Genomic DNA, 17622 nt, shown 5'->3' with positions numbered 1-17622 from the left:
TAATGGCGACGTTCGAAATTCAAGGCGCGGACGGCAAGACCTACGAAGTCGATGCGCCCGACGAAAAGACCGCGCTGAGCGCCCTCGGACAGGCGGGCGCATCCTCGGGTCCGGATGCCCGCGCTCAAGCGGGCATTGGGCTCGCTCAACAGATGCATGCGCTGTCACCCGAGCAAAAGCGCGCGATTGCCGGGGTCGATCAAGAGACGTTGCAGCCGAACCGCGTTCCTGCCTTCGCACCACCTGGCTACAATGCACTCACCGACAGGATCGAGGGCGACGATGCTCTGAGCAAAATGCGCACCACCTCGGGCGGGATTCTGGAGGGCATCCCGATCTTGGGCCCAATGATCCGGGGCGGCGTCGATCGTGCAGCTGCTGCGACAATCGCAGGAGCGTCTGACGAGACCTATGACCAAGTTCTGAAGCGCATCCAAGCGGGCACCGTCGCTGAAAAGTCGATGAACCCGAACCTCGACAACGCGTCACAAGTCACGGGCGCTGTCGCGGGCACTATCCCGGCGATGGCGGCAGCGCCTGGGGCCTTCGGTATTGGCGTGACGTCGGCGCCGTTGCGCTTCGGCGCCAGTGCCTTGACCGGCGGACTTATCAACGGAACCGATGCGGCAGTCCGTTCTGGTGGAGATCCTACGGCAACAGGCATTGGCGCGGTTACTGGAGCCGGCCTCGGTGTGCTCGCCCCAGTTATCGGCCCTCTCGTCGGCCGAGGCGTCAAGTATGTTGCCGATGGCTGGAACCTCGGCGGTGCAGCCAAGGAACTTGGCATCGACAAGGTTGCCGCGGCGATGCTGTCAAGGGCGGCAGGGCGCGACGCGCTCGATGCCGGCGCGCTGGGTCAGATGGACAAGCTCGGCCCCGGCGGAATGATCATAGATCTGGGCGAAAATCTTCGTTCGCAGGCCGGCGGCTTGGCAGCGTTGCCCGGAAAAGGCAAAGCCATTGTTCGCGGGGCCGTCGACGCGCGCAATGCCGGTGCAAACCAGCGCATCACCAGCACGATCGACCAGGAACTTGGCCCAGCCCCTATCCCATCGCGCATCAATGCCGGCATCGACTTGAACCAGGCCAACCTGTCACCGGAATATCGGGCGGCCTTTGCCAACGCTTCGCCGGTCAATACGCGACCCATCGCCACCTATCTTGATCGGGAAATCCAGACCCTTCGCGGCGAGGCGCAGCGTGGTCTACAGCGTGTCCGCACGATGCTGAACCGCACCGGCACCCAGGAACTGGAAAGCAATCCCGTAACGTTGCTTGAAACCCGCAAGGCTATTGATGGCATGCTGGAAACGACGGTGGAAACGAACGCCCGCAACGCGCTTCAGACGGCCAGACAGGCTGTTGATGACGAGTTGCGCGCTTCCGTGCCCGGCATCAAAGAAGTCGACAGCAAATTTGTCGAGCTGGCCCGCCAGCGGGAGGCGGTCGGACGCGGTCAACAGGTGCTGTCCAGCGGCCGGGAAGCGCCGAGGCCCGCCGAGCTCGCCCAAGAAGTGCAGGAAGGTGCGTTGCCGCAAGGCATGCAGATCGGCCCGTCTGCTGTCCCTATGCGGCTGCGCGAGGGCGCGCGTGCCGAGATTGAGCGCATCGTGGGGACAAACGCAAATGACCGCGTTGCCCTTCAGCACCTCATCAAGGGCGAAGGCGATTGGAACCGCAGTCGTCTTGCAACGCTTTTCGGCAAGGACCGAGCCGACCGCATCATCGGTCTTCTCGATCGCGAGAAGCATTTCGCAGACACAACCGATATTGTGACGCGGAATTCTCTCACCGCAGCCCGCCAGGCTTCACAGCAGGAACTCACCGGCTCCGGCGCCGAGGCCTTTGGTGTCCCTCAGGCTTTCATGGCAGGCGGGGTAGCGGGGGCGGCCCGGGCCACGGCCATGAAAGGCGTCGACGCGGTCGTTGAAGCACTCAGCGGCATCAAGAACGAAGCCACGCGCAGCGCTATGGCCAAGATCCTCACCAGTAACGATCCGGAAGTGCTTGAAACGCTTCTTCGTGCCGGCCGTGGCTCGCGTGTAAATGCGTCAGAGGTCGATAAAGTCTCTCGCGCGCTGCTCCTCTCGCAAGGTCAGCGTTCGGCGCTCCCACAGCAATAGCGCAACGAAAACCGCTGTCGTTCCCATAACGCCAACGGCAAGACCGATGACGAATTGGGGCTCGAGGCTTCGGAGAAACCCTCCAAGCACGTCGTGCAGCACGACCATGATGCCAATCGTGATCACAGCAGCGATGACCTGAAGAATTCTGACGCGCATGGGCGCGGAACATAAACCAATCCCCCAAAAAGCAAAAGGTGCTGCCAATGCCTATGAATGGAGCCGGCGTCACGTCCTGGCCGCCGAACACAACGGCGATTCCGAACACGACGATTGAGAGCGGAAAATACAATGCCTTCTTGGCCGATCTCCTGTCGATAATGAACACGCCGCGCCCGATCACGATGGGCGGCACGGGCGCGAGCACGGCGGTTGGTGGCAATGATGCTCTGCACACTACCAGCAGTGTCGCATCAGCCGCAACGACTGATCTGGCCGCGGCAACCGGTGTCTCCGTCACTGTGTCGGGCGCGGCGGTGATCACCGCTTTGGGCGTGCTGCCCAGCGGCGTCTTGCGTTTCCTGACCTTCTCCGGAGCGGCGACGCTTACCCACAATGCCGCCACGCTCATCCTGCCGGGCGCCGCCAACATCGTTGCCGCCGCCGGTGATACCGCCGTGGCGCAGTCCCTGGGCGGTGGCAGCTGGCGTGTTCGATCCTACATGCGCGCCTCAGGCCAGCCGATCGCCGTAATCTCCGACGCCAACCTCCCCACGCGCCTGGGCGTGGTGGCCAAGACCATTGCCGATTGGAACACGGCGCTCGACAACGGCTGGTATATGGGCAGTGGGGCGGCCAACGCCCCTGCGGCAAACACCGGGTGGAACATCGGCACGGTCGAAGCCCACGGTGCTGCCGGATACAGGACGCAGACAGTCTATGACTTCACCACGGCAGCAGCAGCCAACACGACAATCTGGCGGCGCCACCAGAATGGCGGCGTCTGGGGTGCTTGGTACAAAATCCAGTGGTCTCAGGCCGAACAGGATGCGCGATACCTTCAGATCGCCGGCGCTAAATTCCAAACAGCCTATGAGAGCGCGCAGCAGACCTACACGCTAGGGGGGCTTCTGACACTCGCGCACGGTCTTGGTGTCAAGCCAAAACTGTATGGAATGTTTGCACAATGCTCCACAGCAGATAACGGCTGGGCTATCGGTGACGAAATTCCGCTGTTCATGAGCAACGGTGCCGGTAACAAGGGGCATGGTATTTGGCCGGATGCTACGAACATCAACGTCAGGATCGGTAACACCGTTTTCGATTACATCAGCAAAGCCGGTGGTAGTGGTTTTGTGGCCACAGCCAGCAGTTGGAAAATTGTCGTGAGGGCATGGGCCTAGGCGAAGCCGCCGACAACCTCCGGAAAACTGATCGCCATTTCCCCAGCATCAGCTTGCGCTGAATATAAAGCATGCGTCTTCCGTCCATCGTAGCGAGCGCGTCGCTGATAGTATTCTTTGCTCGATACCATGGCCGTCAGACCATCAAATCGGCGCTTGAACCTTTTGATGACACCTCGCTCAAATGGGATCAGTTGCTTGAAAGGTTCTGCCCAAGGCGTGTCCTTCGCCAGATCGCGCCAAACTTTGAGGGCTTCAAGTTCGACACCCACCTGATTGCCCCAAGGCTTGCCGCCGGCGAAATGGCGGGCATAGGCATGGGCGAACCGGAATTCCCTTGTGCCGAGTGATTGCAGGTTCCAGTTCGGGTGCATTGTCTGCCACTTGCCCTCGAAGACGATGTTCAGCGCGTTCTGATCGTTCAGTTTTCCGAGAACGGCCGTCTTGCGGGTTAGCCCCAATAGGTCGTCAGCCCGAATCGAGTTCATGTCCATGACGACGACGCCGGAATTGAAGTATGGCGCGCCGGGCTGCAGGCCCAGCTTTTCGCGATATGATGGCCGGAAATACATGTAATCGTCATGAGCGGCGAGTAGTGGGGCGCGCAATTGCTGCCCAACCAGATCGTTGATGTCGCGGTTGAAAAGGACGTCGGAATCTGAATATGCGATGCGATCGTAGCCCGTGAAAACAGGCAACCGATCGGAGAAGAGGCGAACGTAGGCTGCTATGCTGTGGCTTGCGGCCTCAAATCGAGCATTCGCGATGAAGGCGGCGACATCAACCAATTCGACGCGGCCGCTCAATATACGCTGGCCGATACCGAGATCCTCTTGGCGAACTCCGGTATAAAGAAGGTAGCCATCGATCGGCGTCGAAACGTCTGTGATCCGACGCGCTGCAAGGCAGGCGTACGGGAAATATTCCGCGTCAGCGGCCAAAAAGAAGCATGAGTTCATTTGGTCAAATCTGCCCGTCTAAATCGGTGCCGAGAAGGCACGCGCCTACCGCGTTTCCCCTCGCCTGATCTCAAAATCATCGTGGTGCGTCCAATAGTAAACGACGGCTGACATAGCGACGACGCCCAACGCAAAGCCGATCGCCAATCCCAAATAGAACATCTTCGCCTCATCGCAAAAAGAGCGTGCTTGGCCAACACATACATCAATCACAATTTCTGGGTAAGGGACCGGTAGATATGACCAGATTTTTCGTCGACGCCGATGGCGTCTATCTCGGCGGCTTCAACGGTGAAGGCGTCGTGCTGCCTGAAAATGGCATAGAGGTGCCCGAGGCGCCCGGCGACGCGCGCCAAATCTGGAACGGCAACGCTTGGAGCGAGCAGCCAGTCTTGCGCCGTTTGATTCTGAAATCTGTTGTGCAAGCTCGGATCATAGATGCGGGCAAGATGCCTCAGGCGTATGCCATGCTAACTGGCAACCCGGTCTATTTCGCACGCTGGTTCGCACCCGATCGCCCGGAAATTTACTGCGATGACCCTGATGCGATCGGCCTGGTTCGTGCCCTTGGTCTCGATCCAGCCGTCATTCTCACGTCGTAAGTTTTTGGCGAATGATATCTATCAGCGTTCGGCGCAAACGATATCGGCCAGCTTCCCGGATTTGTCGTGAAATCGGCTCGGCACCGTAGGCAGCGAAGAACCGATGGACACGAGGCGCTGCAAAGGCCTTCTTGCCTCTGGTGTTGTAGTCCGCAATCTGGAGCTGATGCTCGCTGATCGTCCGCTCCCCCAAGGATAACGCGATGCCTATGCAGAACTGTTCAGCAGCGTCGATCTTGGATATCTCGTGAACGGCAAGCATCGGCGGATAAGCATCGACGAGGGCAGAAAGATTGGCGCGGTGCACGCCGAGGATGCCGCTTTGCCACATAGGCTCTCGGCCCGTCATCACGTAGTCGCCGATACGAAGGTCCTTTCCTTCCAAGACAGGGGTCCATTTGTGCGGCTTCTCCTGGCGCCGCATTACGGAGTGCTTGGGTGTGATGGTCTCAAATCCGCGAGAAAGGTCTGCTGTCGCGTAATGGTCGGTGTCCATGAAAATTAGCCGATCTGCCATTTTCAGAAGTTCGATCATCGCCCTCGCTTTGATGCCGAAATGGTAACGGGCATTGAACGACCAGGCCTTTTTCTGCTCACTAGTGAGAAGCATCGTCTCCACAGGATAGCCGAGAAACAATTCGGGCCGGTCGGTTGCAACTATGATCCTGGCTGTTGGGCAATAATGCAACAGCTTCAACGCGCTCAGCAGAGCGCCTTGATGGTAAAAATGGTTTTCGCCATAGGCGATGTATCCGAATATGTCCGTCATCGGCCGCCCGAGTGCTGCGCGACGAACGCTTCGATCGGCCCTGTCAATGACGCCGCTTCCTGCTTGACCTTTTCGTCATTCCACTCCCACCAGCGAATGCTGAGCATTTTCGCAATGACGTCGTCGGCGAAGCGATAGCGTATCAGTCGAGCAGCATTGCCCGCGACAATCGCATAAGGCGGCACGTCTTTGGTGACCACCGAACCGGCACCTACTATTGCTCCGTCTCCGATCGAGACACCAGGCAGGATGATGGCACCGTGCCCAATCCACACATCATTCCCGACAGAGATACCGCCGGCCTTACCCCCGTTGGGTACGGGCCCGGCCTGGTCGAGGAGCCGACTATAGATCGGGAATGAGGTCGCACTCTGTGTCTGGTGCTGACCGGTGCACATGAAAAGAACTTGGCCGGCGACCGAACAGAAGCTTCCGACCTTGAGCGGCGCTTCGCTGGTTGGAAAAAGCACTTTTCGCCAAGTCACGCCGTAGGTGTGCCGCCCGACGGAGACATGGGCCGGAAGCTTCCCGCGTGCGTCTCTAAACCACTTTGAGAAAAACGACATCCTTCCCCGCCCCTGCGCCATTCGGCGCACCTGAAAGCATCTCAACATAACCCAAAGGTTTAACATGGCTATTCCACGTGAAAAGGAATCACTTGCCAAGGTGCTCGCGCACGAAGGCGGGTATTCGAACAACAAGAGAGACCCTGGCGGGCCGACCATGAAGGGCGTCACCCAGCGGGTTTATGACGCCTATCGGAAGGGCAAGGGGCAGGCCACGCGCTCGGTGCGGAGCATCACGACCGACGAGCTTAACGAGATTTACGACCGGCAATATTGGGACGCGGTGAAGGCCGATCTGCTTCCCGATGGCGTCGATTACGTGTTGTTCGACGGCGCCGTCAATTCAGGGCCTGGCCGCTCCATCATGTTCCTTCAGCAAGCCCTGCGGCCGGTCTACACCGGCAACATCGACGGCGTTATGGGCATGGGTACGATTACCGCGCTCAAGGCGATCAACAACAACGACGCGCTGATTGATCGGATCTGCGATGCGCGCATGAACTTCCTGCGCCACCTTGGCACCTTCGCCGTCTTTGGCAAAGGCTGGTCGGCCCGCGTGAAGGAAGTCCGATCGATCGGAAAGGCTTGGGCAACCAGCGAAACGCCGCAAGCCGCGAACTTCATTGAAGGCGGGCAAGCAAAGGCACTCGTGCAGGACGCGAAGACTGCGCCGTCGACCGCGCCGGCAGATGCTGCCATCGGCGCCGGGGGCGGTGGCCTCGGTGTGTCTGGTACGCTCCAAGGCCTTCAGGAACAGCTCTCGCCGCTGTCCTACGCCAGCGAGTGGATCACCAAGATTGTGGTCATCCTCGCACTGGTTAGCGCTCTGCTGCTGATCTGTGGCGGCGCCTACCGCTGGTGGACCAACCGCAAGGCCAAGCGCCTGGCTGAAGCGCTCGGCACGGTGCCGGCCTGATGCTCGGGTTGCTGGACTGGATCAAGCTGGGGGTCGGCGCTGCGGCCGGCGCCGTGCTCGCTGCTGCTGTCGTCTATCCGGTCGCGCACTGGAAGGGCGACACCCAAGGTTACAACCGCCGCGTCGCCGAAGTGGCGGCGGCCGACCTCAAAGCCGAACTCGAAAGGAAGGGCGACAATGCGAAGCTCAACGGCATGTCTGACTTTAATTTGTGTGTCTCTGGCCTTCGCGGCAACGGCTTGCCAGTCGACGCCTGCGAGCAGTTGCGCGGGGTTTCTATCGAACAGCCTGAGCCCTGAAGGGACCATAGCTTTGATCAAGGCAAACCGCCATGGCTACGAGCGCGTCATAGGCAATGACCGCAACGGCCAGCGGCGCAAGTGCTGGAAATAGCAGGGGCAGATGTCGCAAAGCAGCGTGGAGCGGACCCTTGGAATTCTGCTGGGAAAGGTCGAAGGCATCGAGGATCGGCTCGACCGCGCCGACGAAAGCCGCACCAGTATTCACAAAGCCCTTGATGAAGTGGTGATGCGCACGACACACCTTGAGTCCGATGTGCTTGCCGTCAAAAACAAGACCGATGCCATCCAAACGGTCACCGACGATGTGAAGCAGCTTCGCCAGCGCGCGCAAGGCGCCGGCACGATGGGGCGCTGGCTGATTAGGATCGGGATCGGCGTTGTCACGTGTGCCGGCTGGCTGGCCGCAATGTACACTTGGGCGACTGGTCGGCCGCCGCCATGAGCCGGCGAACCATTTCAGCGCAAGCAAATTGACCCGGTTTTGCGAGTCAGTCATGCGTGAAATTCATCTCGCCTTTTAGACATCATTAATTTATGCGTGCTTTCTAACAAGCTATGTCATTCAACACCTTCACCCGGATCTGGCTTGGCCTGGGCCTCCTAAAGCGGGCCACGAACGCTAATATGACAAAGATTTTTGAGATCCTGGTGGGAAGCATAGCGATTGGAGCCGTTCTCGCAAATCTTTCCATGCCGGCGAACGCCGCAGTTGGCGTCGACGGAACCACTGCACCCATTGGCGCGAGCGGTGCCACTGTCGGAACCGAGTCCCCCGACAATCCGACCAATACGGATCTGCCTCGCATTGTTGACGCTATGTCGAGCGCCGAAATCACTCGGTTCAAGAAGCGCTGCATCGACGTGATCGAGAGCCGGGGCGTTTATGATCGTGACCTGCGCCAGCTCTGCCTGCTGATCTGGCGCCACTAACCAAACCGTTCGCAAGTGCCGGAGCTGTCGACATGACACTCTCCAGTTCCGACAGTAGAGGCCCGCCCACCGAAAGGCTGGCGGGCTTTTAGCTAGCGGCCGTTACCCTACGGTTGGGTAAGTGTTTCCGCCCGATTATCCGCGCCCTAAAAGCGCATCTCCTCGACCCCCATCTTCACTGCACTTCCCAATCATACCCACCGTCTAAGTCCGAATGCTTGGCCCTGAAGGTTTCAATATAGTCGACTATCTGAGGGTCGTTCGGGTCGAACGCTTGCCAATCTGGATCGTCATCGACGTTGGCCAGATCGAGAAACTCGGTGATGTCCACCCCGCCATTGAGGGCGGCGACGCCAGAGTTCAAGCCGATGTATCTCAGGTTGAAGTCAAAACGAAAATCGGGTGACCGGAAGAACTTGGCCCTGTCGCAGTCCGGGAAAGGCCGGGCTCGGAAGTGGTCCATCAAGCGCTGCTTTTCCGCGATGCCTTCAGTAACTGAAAGCATGTATGTTTCCGGCCGTGACAGACTTTCGTTGATCCGGCCGGCCGGCTTCCTCATGGCGCCCCAGAGGTGAGGCAAGCCAATTGCAGAGAAGAAATCCTGACCGATCGATTCGCCGGGCCAGAATTTAGGGTTGTATGGTCGAACGACCACACGATCAGGTCCGAGTGCCTCAACAAACGGTCGCAGGATTTCGCAGAAATCAAGTTGATATTCCGCGACTTCGATGGGGCCCGTCAGGTAGTCTTTGGCGCATTGCGAATACACGCTCTCAAGCAGATGATCGAAGCGCCTGAGGTAAAACACCACCTTCACCTCGTCGCCAATATCCAACAAGCCTTGGAAAAAAGAGGGATGAGCACTCGCTCGCGAAAATTCCTCGCCTGACATCAGCAACGTTTCGCAATCGGAATCGATTGCGAAGAACGCGCCAACGTTCTGCTCAAACGACTTGCCCTCGTCGTAACCGATGGCTGCGATGCTGTGCTGCGGCCCGAACGCTTCATTCGCCGGGTCGTTGGATTCGGGGTAATGGATCGAGTTGGCCGCCAATACGTCGCGGTTGGAAGCCAGGCTCGCCTGAAGATAGGAGCTTCCAGTCTTGTGAATACCGCAATGCAAAATAAACTTCTTATAACGCCTCAATGGCGGCCACTCCCGTTCACTCCTGATTTTTTATCCAGGCGCCTCTGCGTGCGCTCGGGAACCACACCCTGGACCGCAGATGGTGGCATTACCCCGAATGCATACGGCAAGGCAAATGACGGATGCTAGGCGGTCGCGACGTAGCGGCGCCGCTTCCAATCGAACGAAACGCCGGCCGGGGCCGGAAACCTCGCGCCGGTTTTTTTGTGCCTTCGTGCCGGGCCTGCTGGCGCTTGGCCTTCCTGATCCTCGGCAAGTCATGGGTGTGGGTCTTGACCTCGCCACACCTGAAATGTGCCGGGGCACAGTCGGTGTTCAAGTCCGGGCCTAACAAGGCGAGGGCGCGCTTGTGTTCAATTATCCAGCGGTCATCCCGGCGGTGGATCGGCTCGCCGCATAGGCAGCAAGGCGCGACGTTGTGCCCGGTGCAATGCTCGGTGAAGATGGCTTGCCGGCGCGCGGTTTCACCGGCACCGCGGTTAGCTTCTCCACTGCAGCGTAGATCGCGGTCGCCAACGCCTCGGCTTCATGGATTGGTTCGGGGCCATAAAGCCCGTTGACCGCTTCCTCGCTCGGCAGGACACCGGGCGGGCATGTCTCCTCGATCGCCATTCTGATCAGGCGCAGCGCCACGCGGCAGTCGGATATGTCCACATCAACCATAAGCACTTAAACATGCATTTCCCCTAAAATGTTCCGGAACCATTTCAGCGCAAATGGGATACGCGTTCTGCGGCGTGCTTGATCAAGAGCCGATCTGCGCTCACGCTGCTTGACGCATCCCCCTAGGGGGGATACCGGTGGGCATGTCCGAAGGCATCCATAGTTCTCATCCGGCTATCGTGAAGCGCTTAAAGCGCGCACAGGGGCATCTTGCATCCGTGCTTGGCATGTTCGAGGCGCAGCGATCCTGCCTGGACCTGGCGCAGCAACTCCATGCAGTGGAGAGCGCCATCAGCAGCGCAAAGCGAGAACTGATCCACGATCATATCGAACATTGCCTGACCGATACCGCCGAGGGCGGAGCGCACGACTCGCTTGCGGAACTCAAGCAGTTGGCCAAGTATCTATGAGCGATCTCGGCAGGCGCACCCTCGACTGGTTCGGCTTCGGTTCGCACGACCATGCCGGCCGCGATCACGATCACCACGGTCCGCATGGCCATACACACGGCGTCATCGATGCAACCATCGCGACGACCGATCGGGGCATCTGGGCCATAAAATGGTCCTTTGTCATCCTGGCGGTCACGGCAGCAATGCAGATGGCAGTGGTGGTTGTCTCGGGCAGCGTGGCCCTTCTTGCCGACACCATTCATAATATTGGAGACGCAACCACTGCCATCCCGTTGTGGGTCGCCTTTATGCTGGCGAGACGCAAGCCGTCGTCAACCTTCACCTACGGGCTCGGTCGGGTCGAAGACCTCGCCGGTATCGTCATCGTCCTGGTCATTCTGTCTAGCGCCATCGTCGCCGGGTACCAGGCTATCGAGCGCCTGATCCATCCGCAGACAGTGACGCATCTCGGTTGGCTGACGGCGGCGGGCATCGTTGGCTTCCTCGGCAATGAGGCCGTCGCGGTGTTTCGCATCCGCATCGGCAGGGAAATCAACAGTGCGGCGCTCGTCGCTGACGGCTACCATGCCCGCACCGACGGGCTGACCAGCCTTGCCGTGGTCATTGGCGCTATCGGCGTCTGGTTCGGATTTCCGCTGGCCGACCCGATTATCGGGCTCCTCATCACGGTCGCCATTTTCGGCATCGTCTGGCAATCAGCGCGCTCGGTGCTCACCCGTATGCTCGACGGCGTCGAGCCGGGTGTGATGGCCGAGATTCATCATGCTGGCGAGCACGTGCCGGGGGCTCATATCGTCGATGCCAAGGCCCGCTGGATTGGCCACAAGTTGCATGCTGACATCGCCATCGCTGCAGACGAAACGTTGCCCCTCTCAGAAGCAAACAAGATCACGGCGGCGCTGGAGAACGAACTGTTCGAACACCTGCCGGCGCTCGCAGCTGCCAACATCCGGTTTTCGACCGACCAAGGTGAGCACGAGCATCCGCACTCTCATGATCAGGGCGAACATCACGGCCACCAGCACTGACAACTGCCGGAAACCACTCGCTTTTGCCGGTCTCGGCTGATGTTCCAGGCGCTTGTCGAATTTCAGCGCTCCATATACCTGGCGCTCGCAGATCAGATAAAGCTGCTGTCAGTTGGCGGTGATTGGCTTGCGTTCCTTGCCTTTCTGCCGATGGGCGTCCTGTTCGGTGCGGCACATGCTCTGACGCCCGGCCACAGTAAGGCTGTCTTGGCGACGTACCTTGCCGGTTCGGATGCGAAGGTTTCGCGCGGCCTCCTGGTGTCGATTACGTTGTCCTTCACTCATGTGACGACAGCGGTCCTGATCGCCGTATTTTCGCTGCCGCTTGTCTCGATTGCATTGGGCAGCGTTGGACGCGCGCCACTGCTTGAGGATGTCAGTCGCGGCCTGCTCGGGCTGATCGGCGTCTGGATGCTTTGGCGCGCATTGAGCCACGGCCACCATCACAAGCATGAGGGTGAGGCCGTGGGGGTCATGGCCGGTTTGATTCCGTGCCCGCTGACGCTTTTTGTCATGACGTTTGCGATTTCCAGAGGGGTGCCAGGAGCTGGCATTCTGTTCGCGATCACCATGATGACCGGCGTGGCCCTGACGCTGTCCAGCGTGGCGGTACTGTCGATCTTGTTTCGGGAGCGCCTGGTGCATTTTTTCGACAGCAGGCCACGGCTGTTCGATACCATATCGCGAGCCATCGAAGGCGCAGCAGGTTTAGTGCTCGCTGGCGTAGCAATCTGGCAGATCTCGGCCCGATAGGCGGCCTAGTGCCGCGACGGTGACGGCCGATGGATGTGCTTGAACAAGAAATTGCCGATCTCCTGCAACGTCGCCATATCCGGGTAAGCCGCTAGAACGGAGCCCTCACCGCCGACGCTGCCGAGCATCGGGATCAACACGAAGCTGTCATCCCGAAACTTGCTTACGGTGGTGATCGTAAAATCATAGTCGGGAAAGGCGTCATCGAGCAGGACGCCGATCTCGGCGAGGAATTCAGGCGTCTCGAACTGTGCGCCGATCGGCGGCACAACAATCATGTCTTTGCATACTTGTATGTGGCGCCCTCTCCCAAGCCATCGCATCGTGAGCGGCTGTTCCGCCAAGGTCAAATCACGTCTTCTCCATGCCGATGATCTGGCGTCAGCAAAGTTATCCACACGTCGACAAGATGGTTAGAATTGTCGCGGTTCGGTTAAGACGTCGATCATGAGGCGTGGCGCATCGTGTCGTTGGGTCTCCATTTTGCTCTCCTGACCCGACGCCATAGCTCAAGCCCGTTGCCAATCGCGGCAACGGGCTTTTTTACGTCGTCATCTTCTGGCACAGAAACGGCACAGAAACATTTGAATGTTTTCGCTCCGTTCCCGCTCTGTTGGTACCGCATTGACATTGCATGGGTCACAGGTTGAATCCCTGTCACGCCCACCGGTATCGTGACCCCTGGGTGCGAGAGGAGGGCTTTAAATGGACATCGTCATTCGCGAACTGATGGGGCTCGAAGAGATCGCGGCCATCTACCCGCTTTATCAGCAAACCGGATCCATGCCGGAGGACATGTTTCAGGAGCGCCTAACCGCCATGATCGCCCAAGGCAACTATCGCTGCATTGCCGCCTTCGTCGGTGAAAGAATGGTCGGCATGTCAGGCTTCTGGATAGGGGTGCAGCTATGGGCAGGAAAGTGGGCGGAGGCCGACCATGTGGTTGTCGACGCTGATATGCGCAGTGCTGGTATCGGCGCCAAACTGATGGGATGGATCGAGAAGGAAGCAGCGCGTGTCGGCTGCGACATCACCCGCATCTCAATGGTTCTCGGCAAAGAGCGCACACACAATTTCTACAGCCGCAACGGCTATGCCGATGATGCGCTCATTATGGTTAAGCCGCTGAGTGCGTGGGCCGAGGCAGAGTTCCCAGAATATGCTACGCACAAATTGGCGATGGCGCCTACCGGAGATGGAACCGGTAACGCTTTGCAATAAAATCAATGACTTACCTTTAAGGGCGCGTTAAAGCAGGGTTTATGCACCCTTCTGAAATTCCTTAAGAATTTCTAAAATCCGCTGCCGCTGGCTAACAGGCGTCGGCAACGCGGTACTTTGGCGGGTGCCCGAGATCACTGTTCAAACAGTTTGACGGATCTTGTCTCGCAACGCGGCGGCGACAAAGGCCGATCGGGTGACCCCCAACCGATTGGCTGTTTCGTCAGCCTCGGCGAGCAAACCGGCATCCAACGAGATATTGGCCCGGGCCGGACGGCCGGCATCTCGGATCAAGGGCACGGACATCAAGATAGCGCCAGCGGCGAGCGCTGCTCGAACCTCAGCATCTTCTAAAAGCGCCTCGACTTTGCGAGGAGTGGGGATTTTACGGCCGTCCGCGATTTCTTCAGCCACCCATTCGGCCAACGCGGCCATAGCGTCCTTTACAGCCTCGTCCCGGCTTTCCGACTGCGCGACGCAGCCAGGAGCATCGGGAAACGAGACGCCGACAAAGCCGTCGGCAGCATCCACGAGTGCGACATAGCGAGACATATCTAACAGCTTTCCTTATTCCGACTTTATGTCCATTAGGCTTCGGAACGCGATGAGGTCGGTTTATTCCCAGCCTGCCGCCTTGGCTATAGACCGAGCTACCAACGGCGTCAGAGTCTTGTGGCGAGGAACCATGATCGTCGGCATGCCGTCTTTTTTGTACTTGTCATGCTTCGTGCCGCCGACGTTCTTCCAGCCTTCCCTCTCGAGCCGGGCCTTGACTTTGGCGGTGTTGGTTTCGTTCATTTCTCGGCTCAAATCTATGTGCAAATTTTTGCACATAGTGGAAACGAAAGTCAATCACGATGTGCAAATATTTGCACAAGGAAACTCCCAATCGCCGTAAAATGCCTGGATGACAAATCAGCGCCACCCGCAGGCGGACATCATCAATTCTGCTGGATCGAAATGCCTTTGTCGTCGATCTTCAGCTCCACGCCCTTTGGCTTGGTCTGCTCGTGATAGACATAGATACCTAGCGCAATGACCACGACCAAGAGCGCGCCGATGAGGAGATAGAGGGTGTTCTGTTTCATGGCGCGCTCCGTTTCGTATCGAGCGTCACGCTCGCTTCAAGACCTTGACCAGCACCAGCAGGATGACAGCGCCGATCGTGGCGTTGATGATGGCAGCCAGAATGCCGCCGCCGATTGCGAAGCCCAGCCTTGGAAACAGCCAGCCGGCGATCAGGGCGCCGATAATGCCGACGACGATGTTGCCGATGAGGCCGAAGCCGAAGCCCGAGACGATGAGGCCGGCGAGCCAGCCGGCAATGGCGCCGATTATGATGAAGATGAGAAGGCTTTCGATGCCCATGACGCGTTCCTCCAGGAAGAGAGGCTACGGAGCGGAAGGCCCCGAATCGGCCTCGATATCAACGACTTCAGGCTATGCGAAAGCAGTTGCACCCGCCAGCGGCGCTCATTGATCGTCGTCATCGTCGCTGGAGACTGGCCGCCAGCTGGTCGGGTCGACCTTTTTCTGGGTATCGCTGTCGGTGTAGACCCACCAGGCGCCGTCGCGATATTGCCCGACGGATTCGCTGACGACGCCGGCGCCGTCCTTCCACAGAACAGTGACCTTGGATCCATCCGTCGGGGCGGTCGCTATCGGTTTGCGGTCTGCCACGTCATCCCCCTCATTGAGTCGACAGAACGCCACGACGCGTGTCTGGTTGCAAGGCTGCCGGAAGCGTTATCCGAAGGCCATCAGCTGTGGGCAAAAATATCCTCTTCGTCCCAACCCATCAAATCGAGCTTGGCACGCGTCGGCAGGAAGCGGAAGCAGGCGTCGGCTTCCTTGGTGCGCCCGTCCCGCGCCAGGCGTCCAGCCAGCACCTCGCGCAGACGGTGCAGATAGAGAACGTCGGAAGCGGCATATTCGAGCTGTTCGGGCGACAGGGTCTCGGCCGCCCAGTCCGACGATTGCTGCGCCTTCGACAGGCCGACGCCAAGCAGTTCGAAGCAGATGTCCTTCAAGCCGTGCCGGTCGGTATAGGTGCGGGTCAGCCGCGAGGCGATCTTGGTGCAGAACACCGGCTCCGGCATGACGCCGAAGGCATTGTACAGCACGGCGAGGTCGAAACGGCCGTAGTGGAACAGTTTCGATATGCCGCGGTTGCGGAGCAGGCTGACGAGGTTCGGCGCTTTCTTCTGGCCGGGCGCGATCTGGATCACGTCGGCCGAGCCATCGCCGGGCGAGATCTGCACCACGCAAAGCCGGTCGCGGTGCGGGTTCAACCCCAGCGTCTCGGTATCGATGGCCACCGCGTCGACATTGTAGTGGGCGAGGTCGGGCAGATCGTTCTTGTGGAAGCGGATGTCGGGCATAGTTGTCTCCGGATCGCGGCGTAACTCGTCCTCGCCGCGATCCGCTGAAAAATCAACAAGAAAACTTCCCAGCCTCCTCAGCGCGTCAGCGCATCGAGAATGCGCGCCCAGGAGCGCTGGCCCTTGTGGAAGGAGGTCAGCTCGTATTTCTCGTTGGGCGAGTGGATGCGGTCGTCGTCGAGCCCGAACCCGACCAGCAGCGATTCCATGCCGAGATAGGTCTGGAAGTCGCCGACCACCGGTATCGAGCCTCCGCTGCCGGTCGTCACCGCTGGCTTCGGCCATTCATCCGACAGCGCAGTCTTGGCCTTGGCCAGGAATGGCGAGTCGTAGGAAAGCTGAATTGCCGGCCCGCCGCCATGCGGGTGGAATTCGACCGAACAGTCCCTGGGAATGCGCGCCTTGACGAATTCCCGGAACGCGGCGCGGATCTTCTCGGGGTCCTGCTTGTGGACGAGGCGGAAGGAGATTTTCGACGACGCTTCCGCCGCGATCACCGTCTTGAACCCCTTGCCGGTGTAGCCGCCGATGATGCCGTTGAACTCGGCCGTCGGCCGCGCCCAGGTCAGTTCCATCACCGAGCGGCCTTTTTCGCCCGACGGGATCGAGAGGCCGATCGGTCCGAGGAAGGTTTCGGCGGTCTCGCCCAGAGTTTCCCATGATTTCAGGATCTGCGACGGCGTTTCCTCGACCCCGTCATAGAAGCCGGGAATGGTGATGTGGCCGTTCTCGTCATGGATGTCGGCGAGGATTTTCGCCAGGATGCGGATCGGGTTGGCGGCGGCGCCGCCATAGAGGCCCGAATGCAGGTCGCGATCGGCGGCCTTGACGGTGACCTCCTCGCCGACCATTCCGCGCAGCGAAACGCAGATCGACGGCGTTTCGCGGCCCCACATGCCGGTGTCGCAGACCAGAGCGAAATCGGCCTTGAGCTCATCGGCATTGGCCTCGAGGAACGGCTTCAGCGACGGCGAACCGGACTCCTCCTCGCCCTCGAACAGGATGGTGATGCGGCAGGGCAGATTGCCATGCACCTGCTTCCAGGCGCGGCAGGCCTCGACGAAGGTCATCAGCTGCCCCTTGTCGTCGGCCGAGCCACGGCCGGTGATTACCTTGTGACCGGGCTCGATCTCCTTGACCGCCGGCGCAAACGGGTCGTTCTCCCAAAGCTCGATCGGATCGACCGGCTGCACGTCGTAATGGCCATAAAACAGCACATGCGGCGAACCGGCGGGGCCTTCATGGTGCGCAACCACCATCGGGTGTCCCGGCGTGTCGCGCACCGAAGCGTCGAAGCCGATCAGCTTGAGGTCCGCCACCAGCCATTCGGCGGCCTTGCGGCAGTCGGCGGTATAGTCTGAATCGGTGGAGATCGACTTGATGCGGAGCAGGCCGAACAGGCGCTCCAGGCTCTGGTCGAGATTTTTGTCGAGACGGTCGAGGACGGAGGAAATGGTGGACATTACTGCGGGCCTTTCTTTTCGGTGCCGGGACCGTAAAGGCAGC

Annotated in this window: 24 protein-coding genes; 11 read left to right on the top strand and 13 right to left on the bottom strand. The window is 59.5% G+C overall.

The window, feature by feature from the left end:
* Positions 1–2 precede the first annotated feature (2 nt).
* A complete protein-coding gene (locus NKH54_RS00590; RefSeq protein ID WP_353027546.1) occupies positions 3–2123 on the top strand; it encodes a hypothetical protein in 2121 nt (706 codons plus the stop codon).
* Positions 2124–2329: 206 nt separating this feature from the next.
* Positions 2330–3466 carry a pyocin knob domain-containing protein gene (locus tag NKH54_RS00585; RefSeq protein ID WP_353027545.1) on the top strand — a complete coding sequence of 379 codons (1137 nt, stop codon included), beginning with the start codon at positions 2330–2332 and terminating at the stop codon, positions 3464–3466.
* Here the strand turns inward: NKH54_RS00585 and NKH54_RS00580 are convergent.
* Positions 3463–4425: a glycosyltransferase family 8 protein gene (locus NKH54_RS00580; protein WP_023695655.1), complete on the bottom strand. Its 963-nt coding sequence runs from the start codon at positions 4423–4425 to the stop codon at positions 3463–3465. The genes NKH54_RS00585 and NKH54_RS00580 overlap by 4 nt on opposite strands.
* 239 nt (positions 4426–4664) lie before the next feature.
* On the opposite strand from NKH54_RS00580, the gene NKH54_RS00575 reads away from it, so the two are divergent.
* Positions 4665–5027 carry a hypothetical protein gene (locus NKH54_RS00575; RefSeq protein WP_353027544.1) on the top strand — a complete coding sequence of 121 codons (363 nt, stop codon included), beginning with the start codon at positions 4665–4667 and terminating at the stop codon, positions 5025–5027.
* Here NKH54_RS00575 and NKH54_RS00570 read toward each other — a convergent pair.
* Together NKH54_RS00570 and NKH54_RS00565 are read right to left on the bottom strand one after the other, a co-directional pair.
* Positions 5017–5796, bottom strand: coding sequence for a hypothetical protein (locus NKH54_RS00570; RefSeq protein WP_353027543.1), 780 nt, complete (start codon positions 5794–5796; stop codon positions 5017–5019). The genes NKH54_RS00575 and NKH54_RS00570 overlap by 11 nt on opposite strands.
* Positions 5793–6362: a CatB-related O-acetyltransferase gene (locus NKH54_RS00565; RefSeq protein ID WP_353027542.1), complete on the bottom strand. Its 570-nt coding sequence runs from the start codon at positions 6360–6362 to the stop codon at positions 5793–5795. The genes NKH54_RS00570 and NKH54_RS00565 overlap by 4 nt, the downstream gene beginning before the upstream one ends.
* Before the next feature lie 64 nt (positions 6363–6426).
* Between NKH54_RS00565 and NKH54_RS00560 the strand changes: the two genes are divergently transcribed.
* From NKH54_RS00560 to NKH54_RS00545, 4 genes are all read left to right on the top strand, one after another.
* Positions 6427–7278 carry a glycoside hydrolase family 108 protein gene (locus NKH54_RS00560; protein WP_353027541.1) on the top strand — a complete coding sequence of 284 codons (852 nt, stop codon included), beginning with the start codon at positions 6427–6429 and terminating at the stop codon, positions 7276–7278.
* Positions 7278–7577 carry a hypothetical protein gene (locus NKH54_RS00555; protein WP_353027540.1) on the top strand — a complete coding sequence of 100 codons (300 nt, stop codon included), beginning with the start codon at positions 7278–7280 and terminating at the stop codon, positions 7575–7577. Before NKH54_RS00560 ends, NKH54_RS00555 begins: the two co-directional genes overlap by 1 nt.
* A 103-nt stretch (positions 7578–7680) precedes the next feature.
* On the top strand, positions 7681–8022 hold the full coding sequence (locus NKH54_RS00550; RefSeq protein WP_352763360.1) for a DUF1515 family protein: 342 nt from the start codon (positions 7681–7683) through the stop codon (positions 8020–8022).
* A 182-nt stretch (positions 8023–8204) separates the two neighbouring features.
* Positions 8205–8510, top strand: a complete 306-nt coding sequence (locus tag NKH54_RS00545) for a hypothetical protein (RefSeq protein ID WP_353027539.1) — start codon at positions 8205–8207, stop codon at positions 8508–8510.
* 175 nt (positions 8511–8685) lie between these two features.
* Here the strand turns inward: NKH54_RS00545 and NKH54_RS00540 are convergent, their stop codons facing one another.
* Together NKH54_RS00540 and NKH54_RS00535 are read right to left on the bottom strand one after the other, a co-directional pair.
* Positions 8686–9657 (bottom strand): hypothetical protein, encoded by a 972-nt coding sequence (locus tag NKH54_RS00540; RefSeq protein WP_353027538.1) that lies wholly within the window; start codon positions 9655–9657, stop codon positions 8686–8688.
* A gap of 357 nt (positions 9658–10014) precedes the next feature.
* A complete protein-coding gene (locus NKH54_RS00535; protein WP_353027537.1) occupies positions 10015–10326 on the bottom strand; it encodes a hypothetical protein in 312 nt (103 codons plus the stop codon).
* 137 nt (positions 10327–10463) lie between these two features.
* On the opposite strand from NKH54_RS00535, the gene NKH54_RS00530 reads away from it, so the two are divergent.
* Genes NKH54_RS00530 through NKH54_RS00520 form a run of 3 tightly spaced genes read left to right on the top strand, consistent with a single transcriptional unit; the run spans position 10464 to position 12514 of the window.
* Positions 10464–10730, top strand: a complete 267-nt coding sequence (locus tag NKH54_RS00530; protein ID WP_353027536.1) for a metal-sensing transcriptional repressor — start codon at positions 10464–10466, stop codon at positions 10728–10730.
* Positions 10727–11761 (top strand): cation diffusion facilitator family transporter, encoded by a 1035-nt coding sequence (locus tag NKH54_RS00525; RefSeq protein WP_502907447.1) that lies wholly within the window; start codon positions 10727–10729, stop codon positions 11759–11761. The genes NKH54_RS00530 and NKH54_RS00525 overlap by 4 nt, the downstream gene beginning before the upstream one ends.
* 39 nt (positions 11762–11800) lie before the next feature.
* A complete protein-coding gene (locus tag NKH54_RS00520) occupies positions 11801–12514 on the top strand; it encodes a HoxN/HupN/NixA family nickel/cobalt transporter (protein ID WP_353027535.1) in 714 nt (237 codons plus the stop codon).
* A 5-nt stretch (positions 12515–12519) separates the two neighbouring features.
* Here the strand turns inward: NKH54_RS00520 and NKH54_RS00515 are convergent, their stop codons facing one another.
* Positions 12520–12864 carry a hypothetical protein gene (locus NKH54_RS00515; protein ID WP_353027534.1) on the bottom strand — a complete coding sequence of 115 codons (345 nt, stop codon included), beginning with the start codon at positions 12862–12864 and terminating at the stop codon, positions 12520–12522.
* Positions 12865–13219: 355 nt separating this feature from the next.
* Between NKH54_RS00515 and NKH54_RS00510 the strand changes: the two genes are divergently transcribed.
* Entirely contained in the window at positions 13220–13735 is a 516-nt protein-coding gene (locus tag NKH54_RS00510) for a GNAT family N-acetyltransferase (protein WP_353027533.1), read from the top strand.
* A 141-nt stretch (positions 13736–13876) separates the two neighbouring features.
* Here NKH54_RS00510 and NKH54_RS00505 read toward each other — a convergent pair whose 3' ends face one another.
* From NKH54_RS00505 to NKH54_RS00475, 7 genes are all read right to left on the bottom strand, one after another.
* The gene (locus NKH54_RS00505) at positions 13877–14287 is read right to left on the bottom strand and encodes a type II toxin-antitoxin system HicB family antitoxin (RefSeq protein WP_023669779.1); all 411 of its coding nucleotides are present in this window, start codon (positions 14285–14287) and stop codon (positions 13877–13879) included.
* Positions 14288–14350: 63 nt separating this feature from the next.
* A complete protein-coding gene (locus tag NKH54_RS00500) occupies positions 14351–14533 on the bottom strand; it encodes a type II toxin-antitoxin system HicA family toxin (RefSeq protein ID WP_023669780.1) in 183 nt (60 codons plus the stop codon).
* 143 nt (positions 14534–14676) lie between these two features.
* Positions 14677–14823: a hypothetical protein gene (locus NKH54_RS00495; RefSeq protein WP_023683048.1), complete on the bottom strand. Its 147-nt coding sequence runs from the start codon at positions 14821–14823 to the stop codon at positions 14677–14679.
* 25 nt (positions 14824–14848) lie between these two features.
* Entirely contained in the window at positions 14849–15103 is a 255-nt protein-coding gene (locus NKH54_RS00490; RefSeq protein WP_023683047.1) for a GlsB/YeaQ/YmgE family stress response membrane protein, read from the bottom strand.
* 105 nt (positions 15104–15208) lie between these two features.
* On the bottom strand, positions 15209–15415 hold the full coding sequence (locus NKH54_RS00485; protein ID WP_023683046.1) for a hypothetical protein: 207 nt from the start codon (positions 15413–15415) through the stop codon (positions 15209–15211).
* Between the two features lie 80 nt (positions 15416–15495).
* The gene (locus tag NKH54_RS00480) at positions 15496–16116 is read right to left on the bottom strand and encodes a ribonuclease D (protein ID WP_023698188.1); all 621 of its coding nucleotides are present in this window, start codon (positions 16114–16116) and stop codon (positions 15496–15498) included.
* Positions 16117–16193: 77 nt separating this feature from the next.
* Positions 16194–17579 (bottom strand): M20/M25/M40 family metallo-hydrolase, encoded by a 1386-nt coding sequence (locus NKH54_RS00475; protein ID WP_353027532.1) that lies wholly within the window; start codon positions 17577–17579, stop codon positions 16194–16196.
* Positions 17580–17622: the final 43 nt, after the last annotated feature.

The organism is Mesorhizobium sp. M1004 (assembly GCF_040318795.1).
Lineage (GTDB): Bacteria > Pseudomonadota > Alphaproteobacteria > Rhizobiales > Rhizobiaceae > Mesorhizobium.
The sequence above is the reverse complement of the archived record's forward strand: the minus strand, read 5'-3'. Positions and strand labels throughout refer to the sequence as shown.

Coding starts and splice junctions, on each gene's coding strand:
- NKH54_RS00590 (WP_353027546.1), top strand. CDS start 3: ATGGCGACGTTCGAAATTCAAGGCGCGGACGGCAAGACCTACGAAGTC.
- NKH54_RS00585 (WP_353027545.1), top strand. CDS start 2,330: ATGCCTATGAATGGAGCCGGCGTCACGTCCTGGCCGCCGAACACAACG.
- NKH54_RS00580 (WP_023695655.1), bottom strand. CDS start 4,425: ATGAACTCATGCTTCTTTTTGGCCGCTGACGCGGAATATTTCCCGTAC.
- NKH54_RS00575 (WP_353027544.1), top strand. CDS start 4,665: ATGACCAGATTTTTCGTCGACGCCGATGGCGTCTATCTCGGCGGCTTC.
- NKH54_RS00570 (WP_353027543.1), bottom strand. CDS start 5,796: ATGACGGACATATTCGGATACATCGCCTATGGCGAAAACCATTTTTAC.
- NKH54_RS00565 (WP_353027542.1), bottom strand. CDS start 6,362: ATGTCGTTTTTCTCAAAGTGGTTTAGAGACGCACGCGGGAAGCTTCCG.
- NKH54_RS00560 (WP_353027541.1), top strand. CDS start 6,427: ATGGCTATTCCACGTGAAAAGGAATCACTTGCCAAGGTGCTCGCGCAC.
- NKH54_RS00555 (WP_353027540.1), top strand. CDS start 7,278: ATGCTCGGGTTGCTGGACTGGATCAAGCTGGGGGTCGGCGCTGCGGCC.
- NKH54_RS00550 (WP_352763360.1), top strand. CDS start 7,681: ATGTCGCAAAGCAGCGTGGAGCGGACCCTTGGAATTCTGCTGGGAAAG.
- NKH54_RS00545 (WP_353027539.1), top strand. CDS start 8,205: ATGACAAAGATTTTTGAGATCCTGGTGGGAAGCATAGCGATTGGAGCC.
- NKH54_RS00530 (WP_353027536.1), top strand. CDS start 10,464: ATGTCCGAAGGCATCCATAGTTCTCATCCGGCTATCGTGAAGCGCTTA.
- NKH54_RS00525 (WP_502907447.1), top strand. CDS start 10,727: ATGAGCGATCTCGGCAGGCGCACCCTCGACTGGTTCGGCTTCGGTTCG.
- NKH54_RS00520 (WP_353027535.1), top strand. CDS start 11,801: ATGTTCCAGGCGCTTGTCGAATTTCAGCGCTCCATATACCTGGCGCTC.
- NKH54_RS00510 (WP_353027533.1), top strand. CDS start 13,220: ATGGACATCGTCATTCGCGAACTGATGGGGCTCGAAGAGATCGCGGCC.
- NKH54_RS00505 (WP_023669779.1), bottom strand. CDS start 14,287: ATGTCTCGCTATGTCGCACTCGTGGATGCTGCCGACGGCTTTGTCGGC.
- NKH54_RS00500 (WP_023669780.1), bottom strand. CDS start 14,533: ATGAACGAAACCAACACCGCCAAAGTCAAGGCCCGGCTCGAGAGGGAA.
- NKH54_RS00495 (WP_023683048.1), bottom strand. CDS start 14,823: ATGAAACAGAACACCCTCTATCTCCTCATCGGCGCGCTCTTGGTCGTG.
- NKH54_RS00490 (WP_023683047.1), bottom strand. CDS start 15,103: ATGGGCATCGAAAGCCTTCTCATCTTCATCATAATCGGCGCCATTGCC.
- NKH54_RS00480 (WP_023698188.1), bottom strand. CDS start 16,116: ATGCCCGACATCCGCTTCCACAAGAACGATCTGCCCGACCTCGCCCAC.
- NKH54_RS00475 (WP_353027532.1), bottom strand. CDS start 17,579: ATGTCCACCATTTCCTCCGTCCTCGACCGTCTCGACAAAAATCTCGAC.